13 protein-coding genes and 1 rRNA gene are annotated in these 17,168 nt (G+C 38.9%); 1 reads left to right on the top strand and 13 read right to left on the bottom strand.

Translation table 11 applies throughout. From position 1 onward, the window contains the following. Window positions 1-47: 47 nt before the first annotated feature. The 7 genes from I6F42_RS04510 to I6F42_RS04480 form a co-directional block, all read right to left on the bottom strand. Window positions 48-602: a DUF1439 domain-containing protein gene (locus tag I6F42_RS04510; protein ID WP_002960677.1), complete on the bottom strand. Its 555-nt coding sequence runs from the start codon at window positions 600-602 to the stop codon at window positions 48-50. Between the two features lie 366 nt (window positions 603-968). After that, window positions 969-3,650 (bottom strand): DUF349 domain-containing protein, encoded by a 2,682-nt coding sequence (locus I6F42_RS04505; protein ID WP_007580352.1) that lies wholly within the window; start codon window positions 3,648-3,650, stop codon window positions 969-971. After that, window positions 3,640-3,921, bottom strand: a complete 282-nt coding sequence (locus I6F42_RS04500; protein WP_007378333.1) for a YeaC family protein — start codon at window positions 3,919-3,921, stop codon at window positions 3,640-3,642. The genes I6F42_RS04505 and I6F42_RS04500 overlap by 11 nt, the downstream gene beginning before the upstream one ends. A 1-nt stretch (window position 3,922) precedes the next feature. Beyond that, window positions 3,923-4,249, bottom strand: coding sequence for a hypothetical protein (locus tag I6F42_RS04495; RefSeq protein ID WP_007580349.1), 327 nt, complete (start codon window positions 4,247-4,249; stop codon window positions 3,923-3,925). A gap of 139 nt (window positions 4,250-4,388) precedes the next feature. After that, window positions 4,389-5,891: a sodium:alanine symporter family protein gene (locus tag I6F42_RS04490; protein WP_010554016.1), complete on the bottom strand. Its 1,503-nt coding sequence runs from the start codon at window positions 5,889-5,891 to the stop codon at window positions 4,389-4,391. Between the two features lie 376 nt (window positions 5,892-6,267). Continuing rightward, entirely contained in the window at window positions 6,268-7,395 is a 1,128-nt protein-coding gene (locus I6F42_RS04485) for a M14-type cytosolic carboxypeptidase (RefSeq protein WP_197110724.1), read from the bottom strand. A 184-nt stretch (window positions 7,396-7,579) separates the two neighbouring features. Next, complete coding sequence (locus tag I6F42_RS04480; protein ID WP_010554014.1) at window positions 7,580-9,022, bottom strand: glyceraldehyde-3-phosphate dehydrogenase; 1,443 nt, start codon at window positions 9,020-9,022, stop codon at window positions 7,580-7,582. Between the two features lie 174 nt (window positions 9,023-9,196). Here I6F42_RS04480 and I6F42_RS04475 point away from each other — a divergent pair, with 174 nt between their 5' ends. Continuing rightward, on the top strand, window positions 9,197-9,997 hold the full coding sequence (locus I6F42_RS04475; RefSeq protein WP_197151143.1) for a DUF2989 domain-containing protein: 801 nt from the start codon (window positions 9,197-9,199) through the stop codon (window positions 9,995-9,997). A gap of 239 nt (window positions 9,998-10,236) precedes the next feature. Here the strand turns inward: I6F42_RS04475 and ihfA are convergent, their stop codons facing one another. The 6 genes from ihfA to rrf form a co-directional block, all read right to left on the bottom strand. Further along, entirely contained in the window at window positions 10,237-10,536 is a 300-nt protein-coding gene (gene ihfA, locus I6F42_RS04470; RefSeq protein ID WP_002960690.1) for an integration host factor subunit alpha, read from the bottom strand. Window positions 10,537-10,538: 2 nt separating this feature from the next. Continuing rightward, a complete protein-coding gene (gene pheT / locus I6F42_RS04465) occupies window positions 10,539-12,926 on the bottom strand; it encodes a phenylalanine--tRNA ligase subunit beta (protein WP_197151141.1) in 2,388 nt (795 codons plus the stop codon). Between the two features lie 15 nt (window positions 12,927-12,941). Further along, entirely contained in the window at window positions 12,942-13,922 is a 981-nt protein-coding gene (gene pheS / locus I6F42_RS04460; RefSeq protein ID WP_002960692.1) for a phenylalanine--tRNA ligase subunit alpha, read from the bottom strand. A gap of 345 nt (window positions 13,923-14,267) precedes the next feature. After that, window positions 14,268-14,978, bottom strand: a complete 711-nt coding sequence (hda, locus tag I6F42_RS04455) for a DnaA regulatory inactivator Hda (RefSeq protein ID WP_007580342.1) — start codon at window positions 14,976-14,978, stop codon at window positions 14,268-14,270. Further along, a complete protein-coding gene (locus I6F42_RS04450) occupies window positions 14,978-16,033 on the bottom strand; it encodes a DUF2066 domain-containing protein (protein ID WP_197151138.1) in 1,056 nt (351 codons plus the stop codon). The genes hda and I6F42_RS04450 overlap by 1 nt, the downstream gene beginning before the upstream one ends. Before the next feature lie 819 nt (window positions 16,034-16,852). Then, a 5S ribosomal RNA gene (gene rrf / locus I6F42_RS04445) occupies window positions 16,853-16,967 on the bottom strand. Between the last annotated feature and the right edge of the window lie 201 nt (window positions 16,968-17,168).

Raw genomic sequence — 17,168 nt, 5'->3', positions numbered from 1 at the left:
TGAAAGTCAGGCTAATTAATACGTATATTGTAAGTAGGTAGATCTACTTATAGACGAGGTACTAGCTTAATTGCACCTTCAACCACTTTCATATCAAGTGGAAGCTTACTAAGTAGCATCATTTTAGGGTCATCCATATTTAGAGTATAAACAGGGTTAACCGCTAAAAAAGCATTAATAACATCCATTGCTTGGCTATCAAGTGCACCTAAATTACCTTTGAAACCACCGGCATCAACACTCGAATCAAGTAATTTAATATTACGTAAAAACACTGCTTTTTTCTCACTGTCGTAAAATGGGCTACCTTCAATTTGTAGCTTTAAACGCACTGGGTATTTAAGTGCGAATGCATTAATTTCAGCGCTTGAATCGGCACCAAGAACAACAACATCGCGGTTATCAGGCCCAATATTTACACTTAAGTCGTTTACATCAAACTGAACCGGCAAACCCATTAAGCTTACTTTTTCACTTAACTTTGGTAATTGCTTACCCAGTACAGACTCAACCTCAGAGTTAGTAAATGAATATACTGATATGCCTTGCGTGGTATTACAGGCAGTTAAAAATAACGCTGCAATAATAACTAAAATTCTCATGAGAACCCTTTTGTTTATAAATTAGTGATACATAAAAAAGCCGCTATTAAAGCGGCTTATTAAAATAGTAACCAGCATATATTACGCTGGTTCTAGGGCGTGTTGACCGTTGTGGATTGAAATTTGTTCAATCTAGGGTCGATTTAATCGCGGCGTGAGGTTTGTAACCTAGCGGGCTAAGTCAAAACCGAGCAACAAAGAGTTAATCGTCCCTAGAAAGAACCCAAAGGGCAGCGCATGTTTGGCATTTATGCTGCGTTATCGCCTATTTATGGGGAATAACCACACTACATAGACTCTGCCTTACCTAAATACCAAACAGTCTGCTGCAAATTCAACCACGAAAGGTCAACACGCCCTAGTATATTAAGCTGCAAGTGTCGCTTTAAGTCGCGTTAGTGTGTCAGGTTCAACTGAACCAGCACTGAGCGCTAATAACTGTTTTAAATAATAGTTTAAATCAGCATGTTCGCCACGATGTTTGTCATCTAACATGGCTACTTGTTCTGCCATTCTAAGTGACTTATCAGTTGAACTTACGTTCGCTAATATTTCCATGCGCGTAATAAGTTGATCTGTATTTAATGCTGTTTTAAGCGGTGCTTGATACTGACTTGGTAACGCCTCATTGTTTTCAAGTGCTGTAATTAACGCATCTAGATTAGCTTGCTCTGATTTGCTTGTAAGCAATGCAAGTTTATCGTCAATAGCTGCTAGTAGCTTAGTAACTTTTGGCGCTAACGATCTAAATTGCGTGTACCCTTTCACTTTTGTTTCTAGGTCATGCAACTGTGCTCTTTGATTTACATCGCTAAGTGCTGCTTCAAGCTCAGCAAGTTCTGCAACTGCTTGTTTATCTGACTCATTTTGATCAAGTTTTTGCTGCTCAAATTCACTACTACGTTTAGTAAATGTTTCATCGTTAAATTGACGAAATTTTTGCCATAACGCATTTTCAGCTTTTAAACCTGCAAAACCAATTGTTTGCCATTGCTGCTGCATTTGCTTCAACTCTTGGCACGCAGCGGCTAAATCATCGCTTTGTGATAATTGCTGCGCTTTTTCTACTAATTCATTTTTAAGTACGGCATTACTTTTATGAAATGCGTTTAATAAAGCCAGTACTTGTTGTTGCTCGCTTTTATAACGATCGTTTAGTGTACGGTATGTTTTAGGGTCAACTTTACCTACACTGCGCCACGCTTTGTTTAAACGATTGTATTGGCTTTCATATTGCTTCCAATCAAAGTCATCCTCAGCCGTAGGCTGTAAATGAAGCGCGTGCATGTCGCTAATAATACTTTCGCGTTGTGCTTTTGACGCTTCGCGTTGTACTTCTTGCTCTGCAAAGTAACTACGACAAGGTGCAAATAACAGCTCGATTTTTTCATCAAACTGTACGCCTTGTTGCTTTTCTTCATCTGTATCTAAGCGACCTAACTCATTCCAACGTTTGCGTAGCACTTTTACTTGCTCTGCACGTTGTTGTGGGTCAGTACACTCTTCACTTACTAATACACTTACTTCTTCTAATAAAGCTTCACGCTTTGGTGCTGCAGCGTATTTTTGCCAATCTTTAGCATCTGCAAGTTGCGCTTCAAGTTCCGCTTTAATATTTACAAGCGGCTGTTGATATTGCTCAGTGAGTGTATTAAATAACTCTTCAAACCCTTTAAACACGCCAAAGGCAACATTAAAACGACCTTCTTCAATTAGGCGTTTAACATCACGAGCTTTGCGTTTTGCTTGGCTTTGGTTTTTTTCAAGTGGCTTAACTAGCTCACTCATTGGTGCTAAAAATTGCTTTTTATGCGTATTTAACTGTGTTTTAAAGGTACTTTGCAGTGCACCATCTAAAATATTTAAATGACTACGCGCTGCTTTAAAACCATTATTAAATTCAGTTAGAGTTGCATCGTATTGCGCTAAATCTTCTGCTGGCTTAATTTCGCATAATGCTGCAAAAGCGAGTTTGTACTCTTTAATAGCCGTTGTTAGCTCAGGTAATTTAGCAACTTGAGTAAATAGCTTTTCTAACTTGCTTACAGCCAGTTTAGATTGCGTATTATTAGCAAGTTCTGTTTCGCTAATAGCTTGCTTAGCTTGCGCTACTTTTGCATCAAGCCAATCTTGTTGAATTTGCTCTGGTGTTTCAAGGCCTAGCTGTAAGGCGTTTTCTATTTCTTCACTTAACGCTTCAACAGTTGCAAGCGCTAGCAATTGGCGCTGTTGTAGCGCTAATTTTTGCTGCTCTTTGTCGTGTATCGCTTTTAGCTGTTCAATGTGTGCATCTAACTTAGTGGTAATCGAAATATATTTTTCGTCAAGAAGCTTAACACGCTCATCACTTAGCCATTTGAGCTCAAGTGCTTGCCACTGGGCCATTAATTCGCCGGCTTGTGGATTTACAACACCAAAATCTGTTTTTTCACGTAAAGCATTTAACTTAGCTAAAATAACACGTGTTGCACTTTCAACCTGCAGTGGCATTTCTATTGCTAAACGCTCATTTTCAATATGCGTTTCAAGTGCTGCTTTTGCACCATCCTTTGCATGCTTTACTAATGGCTTAATTAATTGATGGGTAATAACAAGTTCAACTAATTGAGTTTGTAGCTCTTCGCTACCTTCTTTAAATGCTTTTTCTACTAGTTTTGGATTTGCTAAACGTTTTAATAATTTAACGCGTACTTGCAGTTCTTTTTCTGCAAACGCTAACTTTTCGAGTGTTTTGACGGGTGCAAAACGCTCTATGTATTCGTTTTTAATTTGCGGTGTTAGTGCACTTTCGCTATTTAAAACAGCATTAGATATTTGCAGCTCTGCTATATCTTTTAATGCTTGATCTTGTTTATACGCTTTCCACCAAAGTGGTAACTCGTTTACTTTTTGTAGTGCTTTGCGGCGTATTTCAGCTGAGCTGTCTTCAAGTGCTAACGTGTTTAATATGGTTGCATCACGTTCAATGTCTAATTTTTCGATAGCATCAAGACGTACTTGTTGCTTAGGGTGTTTCCATTTCGGTGTAAAAAGGTGCTTAAAGATCATGTTCACTAAACCTAGCTATTTCGTTGTCTGATTTAAATTCTTTTTGTAGTTGAGCTTTTGTCTTTTGGATCATTTCACCATTAGCACCAATCGTAAATTGCTCGTTTGATTGAGCCACTTTTGCTTGATACAACATAACCAACTGCACTGTTTGTTGCTTTTGCTCGTCTGATAAAACGGTACCGTCTGGCCATTTGCCAGTTGATGCACCGTATTGTAAGCGTTCGAATAATTCGGGAGTAATATTTTGTACAAGATTGTCGATATTCATGTCATTTTTTCTTTTTTAGAGTCACTAAAACAATTCGGTTTATAAGATACCAAATACACCCTACGCCAATAGCCGCAGTATAAGCATACCACTGAAGCGTTTTTTCTTGCGGTTGTAAAAAGTACAAACAGAAAAAACCACCTAAAAATAAGATAAGCGCCAAAAAGGAGTGATTTATAAACATCTGCTTTTTTTTAATTCGCTGTTCGCGCTGAAGTTGCAAAACTTGCTCGTCGTTTAGCTCTGCAATGTTGCTTTCGCAATGCGGACATTGCTTATGTTTATCTGAAATTGATTTTGCACATTTTGGGCAACGAATAATCGCCATACTTCTCTCCATACTACGCATAAAAAAAGCGCCTTTCGGCGCCTTTATTGTACTTGTTTTATTTCTCGTTGTCTTTTTTGAATTCAAACCAATAACTAATTTTGGGGCGATAATTTTCTAAGTTGCCCACTAAGTTTAATTACTCTGCGTCTTTTGACTGCTTCTCTAAGCGTTTTTCCCAGAACGTGGCGTTTTTAATGCCTAATTTAACTGGATCAAATATGATTTTTCCGCCTTTTTTCTTCTGTTCTTCATAATCGCTCAAACATAACAAAGCAGGCTTAGCTACGAAGAAAATAGCTAAAATACCTAGTATGTTGATCCAGGCCATTAAGCCAACGCCAATATCACCAATAGTCCAGATATAACCTGAATTGTTTACCATGCCGTATGCAACCATAAACATAATCACAAACTTCACGATAACAAGCGGAATACTGCCTTTAAAATAACGATTTAAGTAAGCAATATTAGTCTCTGCAATAAAGTAATAAGCAAGTATTGTGGTAAAAGCAAAGAAGAACAATGCGATGCCAACAAATGCCTGCCCAAAGCTACCAAATACACTAAATAGAGCCATTTGCGTAAAGGCTGCTGAACCCACTTCAGTGGCTGCATCAACATTTTGAACAATAAATTGCCCTGCTGGTAACTCACCCACAATATTGTATTGCTGCGTTATTAAAATCATTAATGCTGTTGCAGTACACACAAAGATGGTATCAACGTAAACAGAGAAAGCTTGTACTAACCCCTGTTGAGCAGGGTGATCAACTTCTGCAGCGGCTGCTGCATGAGGCCCAGTACCTTGGCCTGCTTCATTAGAATATATACCGCGTTTAACGCCCCAACCAATAGCAGCACCAAAACCGGCCTGCGCAGTAAACGCATCACTAATAATTAAATAAAATATATCACCCACTTTATCTAAATTTAAAAATACTACGATTAGTGCCAATACTATGTAACCAAGCGCCATAAATGGCACTACTATTTGCGTAAAGTTCGCAATACGCTTTATTCCGCCGAAAATAATAAACGCCAAAACAATAAGGATAATTGCCAAAGCGACCAATTTAAAGCTGCCTACGTCACCAAAGCTAGTAGAAACCATATTGCCATCGCCAAAAACTTGAGTAAATGCATTACCTACCGCATTTGCTTGTACGCCTGGCAGAAAAACACCACATGCAATAATTGCCGAAACAGCAAATAAAACAGCTAGCCATTTTTGCCCTAAACAACGGTCAAAATAATACGCTGGGCCGCCACGATATTGCCCGTTTTCTTCTGTTTTATAAATTTGGCCTAAAGTAGATTCTGCATATGCGGTACTTGCACCTAGAAAAGCAACAACCCACATCCAAAAAATAGCACCTGGTCCACCAAAACCGATAGCTGCTGCAACACCTGCGATATTACCAACACCGACTCGTCCAGACAACGATACTGCAAGGGCTTGAAAAGATGAAATACCTTTATCAGACGTGTTTGGACTAAATAATAACTTACACATTTCTTTAAAATGTCTAACTTGAGCAAATCGAGTTAATACTGAATAAAACAAGCCTGCGCCTAGGCATAAATAGATGAGTGCATTACTCCAAACAACATCATTAACAGCGCTTACAAAAGCTTCCATGGATATCCTCTATAGTTATATTTATTATTTTTAATTACGAGACTCTGCTTTAGCTACTACGCAACATAAGTTTCACGAAATAAGGTTTTACCTCTCCCGTCCAGACTCATTATTTAATTAATCTTAACTTAAGTACCCCAACTTTGTTAACACTTAATTTTCAAAATATCTAATTACGTAGCTATTGTAAGGCACTACATCAGCAGTATTTAAAGGAAAGTAGATTGATTTGTACCGATACGGTGATGATACGCGGCGAAGAAACGTTAAAAACGTTTTGGAGTGAAGTTGCTATATGATTATTATTTTTTGTAAAAGGGGTTTTACTAAAAGCAAAAAGGGCATCAAAACTATTGATACCCTTCAAATAAACGTTTTATCTTAAATTATCAACAACATTAACAATTGCCGCTAACGTATCTTGACCAAATTGATACGAACGACGGTCTGACCAGCCATAGTCTGGATCAGGTAAATCGTTGTTGTCTTTAAATGGCATTTCAATTGTGTACGTTAATGCTTTGAATTCTTCAGCAGTAGCTGATGAACCTACCGTAAGGTTAGCTTGGCCGGGCTCATCTTTTGGATAGCCATGCTCATCTTGAAACTCTGGAGTAATAGTTAAAAGCGCAGCTTTAAAGCTATCTTCAAGGCCTTTAAGACGAGCATCGTAACTTGGAATACCTTCACTGCCTGCCACAAAGTTATACGGAATAGCTTCATCGCCGTGTATATCTAAGTGCATATCTAAGCCAGCTTCGCGCATTTTATTTAGTACTAGGTAAACCTCAGGGCTATTTTCCATGCTTGGTGTCTGCCATTCACGGTTTAAGTTAACGCCTTTAGCATTAGTACGGAGATGTCCGCGTGCGCTGCCATCTGGATTCATATTTGGCACAACGTAAAACACTGCTTTTGATAGAAGCGCAGCTGCATGTGGGTCTTCGTCATCAAGAAGTTTGTGCAGTAGACCTTCAACATACCACTGCGCCATTGTTTCACCTGGATGTTGACGTGCTGTGATCCAGATATTTTTCTTATCTTCACTTGGCTCACCAATTTTGAGCACACTCATATCGCGGCCATCAAGTGTTTCACCAAGCGTTATTAATTGGCAAGCGCCTTGGCTTTGTGCCCAAGATAATAAATCTAAATGGCGGTCGTAACTATATGGCGCAAAGTAAGCAAAATACACGCTGCCGCACTCTGGTTCAATTTCAAAGCTTAATGTGCCATTTTTATAGCTTGATGGTACACGAAACCATGTTTGGCGGTCATATGATGCAACGGCTTGATACCCTTCCCAACCATCTGGGTAAGCTGATTTATCAAGCTCATTAATATTTAACTTATGCAATTGGTAAGGCGTTGTTTCAAGACGAAAGTGAAACCACTGATAAAATTCAGACTGGTGATCTTTATTAATTTCTAATTGAATATTTAAAGGATCGGTGGCTTCAATAACTTTGATATTACCACTGTCGAAATTGCTGCTGATTTTCATGAAAAAAACCTTTAGGTTGAATAAGTTTATCTGCTTATTAATTCACAGAACTGACATTATTTTGTAAATAGTAAAACGAATGTGCATTTTCTTAATTAAAGCCTATCACAAGGCATACGCTTTAAAAATAATACACGACCAAAAAAGCCAGCAACATGCTGGCTTTTAAGTCACTGCAAATAAATTAGCGAGGTAAGCTTGGGAATGACACTTCGGCCATATCGCGCATACAACGAACTACTTGGCAGCTGTAACCAAACTCATTGTCGTACCATACATATAAAACAATACGGTTATCTTCAACAATCGTTGCTTGTGAATCAACAACACCTGCGTAACGGCTACCTACTAAATCGGTAGAAACAATTTCCGTTGATGCTGTGTAATCAATTTGGTCACGTAAGTCTGAATGAAGTGCAGTATCGCGTAAAAATGCGTTTAGCTCTTCAACTGATGTGCTTGTTGCTAAGTTAAGGTTCAAAATAGCTAGCGACACATTAGGTGTAGGTACGCGGATTGCGTTACCTGTTAATTTGCCTTCAAGCTCTGGTAATGCTTTTGAAACCGCTTTTGCAGCCCCTGTCTCAGTAATTACCATGTTAAGTGCTGCGGCGCGGCCACGGCGCTCTGCTTTGTGGTAGTTATCAATAAGGTTTTGATCGTTCGTGTACGAGTGTACAGTTTCAACATGGCCATTATTAATACCAAACTTATCGTTTAGTGCTTTAAGCGTTGGTGTAATTGCATTGGTTGTACAGCTTGCTGCACAAACAATTTTATCTTCAGGTAAAATATCTTTGTTATTAACACCATATACGATGTTTTTGATATTACCTTTTGCAGGAGCTGTTAATAATACTTTTGCAGCGCCCTTACACTCTAGATGCTGGCCAAGGCCCGCTTCGTCTTTCCAAATACCGGTGTTATCAACAATTAATGCATTGTCGATACCGTATTGAGTGTAATCAATTTCGCTAGGAGAGTTAGCGTAAATAACCTGAATGTAGCTACCGTTGGCTTTAATTGCGTTACGTTCTTTATCAATAGTGATTGAGCCATTGAATGGACCGTGAATTGAATCACGACGCAGTAAGCTTGCACGCTTTTCAAGATCACCCTCTTTACCGCCACGCACAACAATAGCGCGCAAACGTAAATCTGAATATGGACCTGATTTTTCAATTAATAAACGCGCTAGTAAACGACCTATACGACCAAAACCATACAATACAACATCGCGTGGTTCTTTCGCTGGTAAGTCAGCTATTTCTGCAAGTTCATCTTTTACAAATTCTTCTACTGAGCGGCCTTTTGCAGCTTCAGTGAACAAATAACTATATGCAAGCTTACCAATATCAATACGTGCAGAGTTTAATTCCATTTTGCTGATAGCTTCTAAAAATGGGAAGCTTTCACGCAAACGTAATTTAGTGCCTTCAAACTGAGCAACGGTTTTGTGAGATTTGATAATATCGATAGTACTGGCATTTACGAGAGGACGGCCATATACAGCGATTTCGATACCACGATTACGGTAAAGTTTACCAATAATTGGTTGCATGCTTTCTGCGTAATCTTGGCGCTCTTGCCAACTATTTGTGTATTCTAACTCGTGAGATGAGGTCATTTTATTTACCTAAGTTTATCATTTTGAACGGATAGCCTTTAAAAATGCACTATATTTTGAGAGTAATGCACTTCAGGCAGGGCTATTCTAATTTAATCTGAAGTTATTCTCTACTGTTAGGCGTTAAATGATTGCGTTAGAATAACAAGGTAGATATTCATTTGGGGTTAAGGGATGCTTAAAAAAGCAAGTGTACTATTGGGTTTGCTAACGTTGACAGGGTGTGAAGAGCCCTTGACACTCGCACAAGTGTGCAAAGAAACACCTGGCTTTTGTAGCGACTTAAACAAAGACAGCCACTGCAAGGATGAGCGTTCTGATGTAATTATCAAACGTTACATAGAATACAAAGACCCTACTGATGAAAATAAATACCAATTACTCAAGGACTTTGAATCTTATAACCAATGCATAACTTTGGCCGCCAAAATTGAACATATTAAGTTAAAAGCTAAAAAAACGTCACGTATTGACGGTCAATTAACGAGCATTAAAGAAATGACTCGCTTATATCAAGATACCCAAAATACGAACCATCCAGGTTTGCTCTACTACCAATGGTCACGAAATAATAACCAAAACGCACTGACTAAATTATTGGCGATAGAAAATGACAAAAGTGTAACGCAAAGTGCCGAAATGCAATTTTTTTTAGCATCGTACTATATTAAGTTCGACGATGAAAAAACCATTGATTTGCTTTATAAAACTTTAGAACTCAATAAAAAAGACAACGTACCGAATCCTGAAGTGTATACATCACTTATTAGTCTTTTTTATAAACATGATAAATTTAAGCATGCATATATATTTTCTAAAGTAGCGCAAATGTCGGGGATTGAAAATATTGACGTGTTTGAAATTGAGCAGCAATTAATAACGAATGGTAAAAGCTTAGACAGCCTAGATGTACTTGCAGAGCAAACATTTCAGCAAATAATGGCAGGTGATTTTGTATCTCCTCGAGAGTTTTAATTTATAATCGCAAAAATAACCTAATACCAATCTGCTTATATATGGGGTCTATTTAACGTTAAGGAAATTACGCTAGAACTAGGCAAAAATTTTTGTATCTAGTTGTTCTAAATAAAACATTTTTAACGACGTTATAGTGCAATTTAATTCGTTAAATTGATCAAAGATTTATGCAGGTTGGTATAATTTAATAACTAGGTTATTCAGTCAAATAAAAAGGCAGCTTACGCTGCCTTTTTTTATTTTGCTTTGCTTGTGCCCACTTCTACGCGGGTTTTAAGCTTTTGACCTGGTCGAAAAGTCACCACGCGACGTGCCGAAATAGGAATATCTTCGCCTGTTTTCGGGTTGCGGCCTGGTCTTTCTTTTTTGTCTCGAAGATCAAAGTTACCAAATCCAGAGAGCTTAACCTGCTCGCCTTTTTCTAGCGCTGAGCGGATTTCTTCAAAAAACGCTTCAACTAAATCTTTGGCATCTTTTTTATTGATCCCGAGCTTTTCAAATAGGTGTTCAGCTATGTCGGCTTTAGTAAGCGCCATATCTAGTCCCTCAACGATGCATTAAACTGTTCGGCCAATTCGGCCACCACGTTATCAACTACTAGATTGATATCTTTCTCTTCGAGTGTTCTATCAACCGCTTGCAGTGTTAGAGCAATCGCCAAACTCTTATAATTTGGCTCAATACCTTTGCCCTTATACACATCGAATAAGTTTAGGTCAACCAATTGATTTCCGCCAACTTTTTCGATCACACTTAAAATGTCGCCAGATTTAACGCTGTCTGCCACTAAAATCGCGATGTCGCGGCGATTTGAAGGGAATTTAGACACCCCTTCTGCTTGCGGTAAATTTCTTTTTTCTATTGCTGACATTTCAATTTCAAAAACAAAAGTTGCGTTGTTGATATCTAACGACTTTTGAGCTTGAGGATGTAAAGCACCAAAAAAACCAACCTTTTTGCCATCAACATATATTACAGCTGATTGACCAGGGTGAAGTCCATCTGACTGCTCGGCTTTAATTTCAAAGCGAGTAACGTCATTAGTAATTGCAAGTAAGGCTTCAACATCACCTTTTAGGTCGTAAAAATCAACGTTACGTTTTTCTTCAACCCAATGCTCACCATTTACAAGACCAGTAATAACACCACCAATAACCGGTACTTGGTAAACACCGTTTTCTGCACTTTCGTCGCTTATAAATTTAAGACCATGTTCGAATAAACGAATACGAGGCTGTTGGCGATTTTGGTTATACACTACAGACGCTAATAAACCCGGCATTAAACTTACACGCATCGCTGACATTTCAATTGAAATAGGGTGCGGTAATACCATTGCTTTACACTCTGGGTGTAAAATAGCTTGTGCTTTAGGGTCTACAAAGCTATATGTAATTGCTTCTTGGTAACCACGAGTCACTAACGTATTGCGGAACTTGCTAAGCGCAATAGTTGCTTCGTTATGTGTCGTCATTTTAAGTTTTGCAGTTGGTGCAACATTTGGAATGCTGTTGTAACCGTAAACACGTGCTACTTCTTCAATTAAATCTTCTTCGATGCGAATATCAAAACGGTAGCTTGGTACGTCCGCACTCCAGCTTTCATTTTCTACTTTAACATCAAGACCTAAACGCGTAAGAATATCTGTTACTTTAGCATCTTCAATATGATGACCAATAACACGGTCTAAACGTGCACGACGAAGACGTACTTCAGTCACTTTTGGTAGTTTGTCAGCCGCAACAGCTTCAACTACAGGGCCTGCTTGACCACCTACAATCTCAAGAAGAAGTGCTGTTGCACGTTCCATTGCATCATGTTGTAGAGCAAAATCAACACCACGTTCATAACGGTGTGAAGCATCAGTGTGTAAACCGTAGCTACGTGCTTGCCCTGCAATTGCTACAGGATTAAAAAATGCGCTTTCAAGTAATATATCAGATGTTTTATCTGTAACACCTGATTGCTCACCACCAAAAATACCTGCAATTGCAAGTGCTTTGTTATGATCGGCTATCACAAGTGTTGTGTCGTTTAATTTAGCGGTGTTACCGTCTAATAAAACAAGTTCTTCACCTGCGTTTGCACTACGTACTTTAATACCACCTTCAACCGCATTTAAATCAAACGCGTGCATTGGATGACCAAGTTCAAGTAATACATAGTTTGTAACATCAACTACTGGGTCGATTGAACGTACGCCACTACGACGTAGCTTTTCAACCATCCAAAGTGGTGTTTCTGCGTCAAGGTTAATGCCTTTTATCACACGACCAAGGTAACGAGGACATGCATCTTCATTAACTAGCTCAATTGATACTTTGTCATCAATTGTTGGAGTAACAGCTGGAATATCTAATACATTTACATCAATACTATTTAAAACACCTACTTCACGTGCTAAACCTTTTATACCTAAACAGTCACCACGGTTTGGTGTTAAATCAACATCTATAATATTATCATCAAGACCTAGGTAGTCACGTAAATCAGTGCCTACTGGTGCATCGCTTGGCAATTCCATAATGCCGTCGCCTTCTTCGCTAATACCTAGCTCAACAAAAGCACATAGCATTCCGTTCGAAGGTTGACCGCGTAGTTTGGCTTTTTTAATTTTAAAGTCACCAGGCAGTACAGCGCCCACAGTTGCAACAGCAACTTTAATACCTAAACGACAATTTGGTGCACCACACACGATATCAAGTAGCTCGTCGCCACCTACGTTAATTTTGGTAACACGCAGTTTATCTGCATCAGGGTGTTGTCCACATTCAACAACTTCACCTACAACTACGCCATTAAATTTGGCAGCAGCAGGCTCAACGCCATCAACTTCTAGACCAGCCATTGAAAGCTGTTCCGAAAGAGCTTGCGTATCAATAGCAGGATTAACCCACTCTCTTAACCACTTTTCACTAAATTTCATTTTATTGTTTCACTCTTAACGGAACTGGTTCAGGAATTTTAAGTCATTTTCGAAAAATGCACGCAAATCGTTTACGCCATAGCGCAACATAGTTAAACGCTCTACACCCATACCAAAAGCAAAGCCGGTGTATTTTTCTGGGTCAATGCCCACAGACTTAAGTACATTTGGATGTACCATGCCGCAGCCTAGTACTTCTAACCACTTACCGTCTTTACCCATAACATCTACTTCAGCCGAAGGTTCTGTAAATGGGAAGAATGAAGGACGGAAACGAATTTCCATATCTTCTTCAAAAAAGTTACGTAAAAAATCATGCAAAATACCTTTTAGCTCAGTAAAGCTAACATCGGTATCAACCATTAAACCTTCAACCTGATGGAACATAGGTGTATGTGTTTGGTCGTAATCGTTACGGTATACGCGTCCAGGTGAAATAATGCGCAGTGGCGGCTGCTCAGTTTCCATAGTACGAATTTGCACGCCACTTGTTTGTGTACGTAGTACTAATTTAGGATTGAAATAAAAGGTATCATGATCAGCACGTGCTGGATGGTGCTCTGGAATATTTAGCGCATCAAAGTTATGAAAATCGTCTTCGATTTCTGGACCAGATTTAACTTCAAAACCTAACTCACCGAAAAAGCTTTCTATGCGCTCAATAGTGCGCGTAACTGGGTGTAAACCGCCAGTAGGCATAACACGCCCTGGTAGAGTTACATCTATAGTTTCAGCAGCTAGTTTTTCTTCAAGTGCTTTACTTGCTAGCAACTCACGCTTTTCGTTGATAGCAGCTTGTACATCTTGTTTAGCTTGGTTTATAACTTGGCCTGCTTCTTTACGTTCTTCAGGTGCTATTTTACCTAACGTTTTAAGTAAGCTAGTGATTTCGCCTTTTTTACCAAGGTAATTAACCCTGATATCTTCTAACTGCGCTATTTCACTGGCACTGGCTACCGCCTCAAGTGCTTGCGCTAATATGTTTTCTAAGTTCATTCGATACCTGATCTTTCACAGAAGGTGATTGCTTAAGAGCGTGTTGGCCTTTCAAGATTGCTTTACAACAGTGTGGTTGGTTATTAAATAAGGTTAAGCATTGGACTGTAGTTTCCTACATAAGTGATGCAATAACGCTAAATAAAGACCAAACACATGCAGTTTGAAGTGTTTATCTCGGAGGCTACGTTCTTTGTTGTTCGGGTTTCGCATATAAATACTACGCTAAAGCCCTCACGACGCGATTAAAGCACTCTTAAGTTAAACAAATTCCAATCAGGAAAGGTAAACACGCTCTGATAATAGCTTATGATAACTGAAAGAAGGGTCTAGATTCTAGACCTACTACAGCTTTAACGTTGATTTTATAAAAGGAATAGTTAATTTTCGCTGTGCTGCCATAGATGCATGATCTAATTTGTCGAGTACATCTAATAAAGCACGCATATCACGGCTTAAACGGGTTAGTAAAAAGCGTGCACACTCATCACTTAATTCAAGGCCGCGCATATGAGCGCGCTTAACAAGTGCTTGTGCTTTATCGTCGTCACTCATAGAACGAATTTGAAAGGTTGTTCCCCACGTTAAGCGAGACTCTAAGTCAGGCAGCGAGATATTAAGCATGCTAGGAAGTAAATCGGCAGTTACTACTAACATTTTTCCGGGTTCGTTAAACCGGTTAAAAAAGTTGAATAGTGCTTTTTCCCATGCATCATTGCCTGCAACTAAATGCACGTCATCAATACATAGAACATCAAGTGCTTCTAAACCGTCTAATACCATAGGCCCAAAGTCAATTACTTCGCGCATAGACAGCAGCATATTAGATAGGCCACGCTCTTGTGCTTTAATGCAGGTTGCATACAAAAGGTGAGACTTACCCGAATCACCTAACCCACATAAATAAGTATACTGAAACTTTTTAGCTAACTTCGAAAAGCTATCTTTTAAATGGTTAACCTCTAACGAATCTTCCCCACCAAAGTACGATGCAAATGTTTCGTCATCCGGCAAGGTAACCGGTAATGCCATTTGCATCGGCTCAGAAGTTAGCATTATGGCGTTATCCATTGATACTCTAAGCTATTTTTATCAACAACATGATAAAAAGCGCGTGGATCCTCATAATCTTTAAATGAGGAGTCTAACCCTAACCCTTTTTTAAGATCGCTTAGGTTACCAGTGTGGTTTAGTTTAAATTCTACAAATTCTGGTGTTTTACGAACAATTTTAACTTGCGTAACAACGCTTAAGTTCAATAATCTTTGTTTTGCTAATTCAACATCAACAAAACTTTGCGTGCCTTTTAATATTAGCGTGGCCGCGGCTTGTTCATAATAAGCATTTGGATCAATAGCGTACTCGCTTGCAAGGCCTCGAGCTAAGGTATCAATCATTTGACTCACTATTTGCTGCTTATCGCCCGTTAATCTATTTGAATCAAATTGATCATCATTAGTAAAACGCCAATCTAAAATCCAATTTTCACTATCCGCTTCTTTATACATTCTTGCTGTAATACTTCGCTCAGCACTGTAGCGTCTAGAGGCCTCTTCTACTGGTTCAGAAAAGTTACCCCATACCTCAGGAATACCTACTAAACGTCTATCTTGTAAATCAAGTAATGGCACAACGACAGGCAGACCACGGCGTCCTGCTTTGTCATAAATTAACTGCTCTAATTGCGGGTAACTTTCTTGTGTTACTAATTCTCTGCGCCAATTGTCTTCAATACCTAACCATATTGCGACTAACGGGCGTTGTACTCCCCATAAAGGTAAGTTTAACTCTTTGATTAACGCATTGATCTTTCGAGCTTCAAATTTAACAACAAGTTTCAACTGTCCATTTGCTCTCTCGTCATATTCAAACTTAAGCATATAATCAGAAATATCTTTAGTGCGTTGCTGTGCTAATTTATTTTGATCCGCAGTTTCATCACCGCTTACTTTCACTAAAACATTGAGCAAAGCTTTACGACTCGCAGCTAATCGAGTGTCTCGTGTTTTGTCATCCACTTTTAAAATATCTTGATATAGATCAGTTACTTCAACTGCCGACGCAGAAAAACAAAATAAAATGGATATGGAGCTAATTAATAATCTATACACAGGCTGTTAGTTCTTGGTTTTAAACTGATTTGATCCTAAATCAAAGACAGTAACAAAGCAAAATTAAATTTGTTATCTAAGGAAATGAAAGTAATTAGCTTTTATAGAAAGTAAAAAAGATTAAATATGAATAAGATAGTTGAGTGAGTTGTACGCTATTTACCTACATTTAACTTTGCTATACTTTTAAAACGCGAACCTTTCGGGTTTAGTTAGATCATGAAGGTATTTAATGTAAGTACTTGATGATGTTATGGCATTGATTGTTCGTTATTGGTTCACATTTTACTTTCTGCAGACGTAAAGAGCCCGAATTTTTAGATGTTGGCTCTCTACAATGTGAAGTCGGTGCGCTACGCAGTAGAATGTCGTAGTGCCCACAGCAGTAGAAAGTCACGTAGCAAATGCTGCTGTATTGGCCGACTGGGGTATTGAGGATTTTTGTTGTGATTCTAGCGTCGGGAGTCGCTGCGCTCGCCCGACCTACGTGATAGGTGTTGATGTAGTGTGTGTTAATTGTGCGCATTTCACTTTTCTGCAGACGTAAAAAAGCCCGAACCGTTAGAGCCGGGCTTTCTACAATGTGAAGCTTGTGTAATGTCATAGTGCCCACAGCAGTAGAAAGTCACGTAGCAAATGCTAATTTATTGGCCGACTGAGTTATTGAGGGGTTTTGTTGTGATTTTAACGTCGGGAGTCGCTATGCTCGCCCGCCCTACGTGATGCGTGTTGATGTAGTGTGTATTAATTACGCACATTTACTTTTCTGCAGACGTAAAAAAGCCCGAATCGTTAGATTCGGGCTTTCTACAATTTGAAGCCTGGTAATGTCCTACTTTCACATAGCAAATGCTACACTATCATCGGCGCTGTTTCGTTTCACTACTGAGTTCGGCATGGGATCAGGTGGGTCCAAAACGCTATTGTCACCAAGCAAATTAGGGCGTTAATTCGTATCGTTACGTATTAACTGAATTTGGAAAATATCTGATAATATTTTTTAAGTCTTTCTTAAGTAATATCTACTTTAGTCATATTAACTTCTGTCTAAACTGTCGCATAAAACGCGTTTGGCGTTGTATGGTTAAGCCTCACGGGTAATTAGTACAAGTTAGCTTAATGGCTCACACCACTT

Origin of the sequence: Pseudoalteromonas sp. SWYJZ12 (assembly GCF_015864395.1) — a bacterium.
GTDB lineage: Bacteria > Pseudomonadota > Gammaproteobacteria > Enterobacterales > Alteromonadaceae > Pseudoalteromonas > Pseudoalteromonas arctica.
This window is presented reverse-complemented; position numbering and strand designations above follow the sequence as displayed.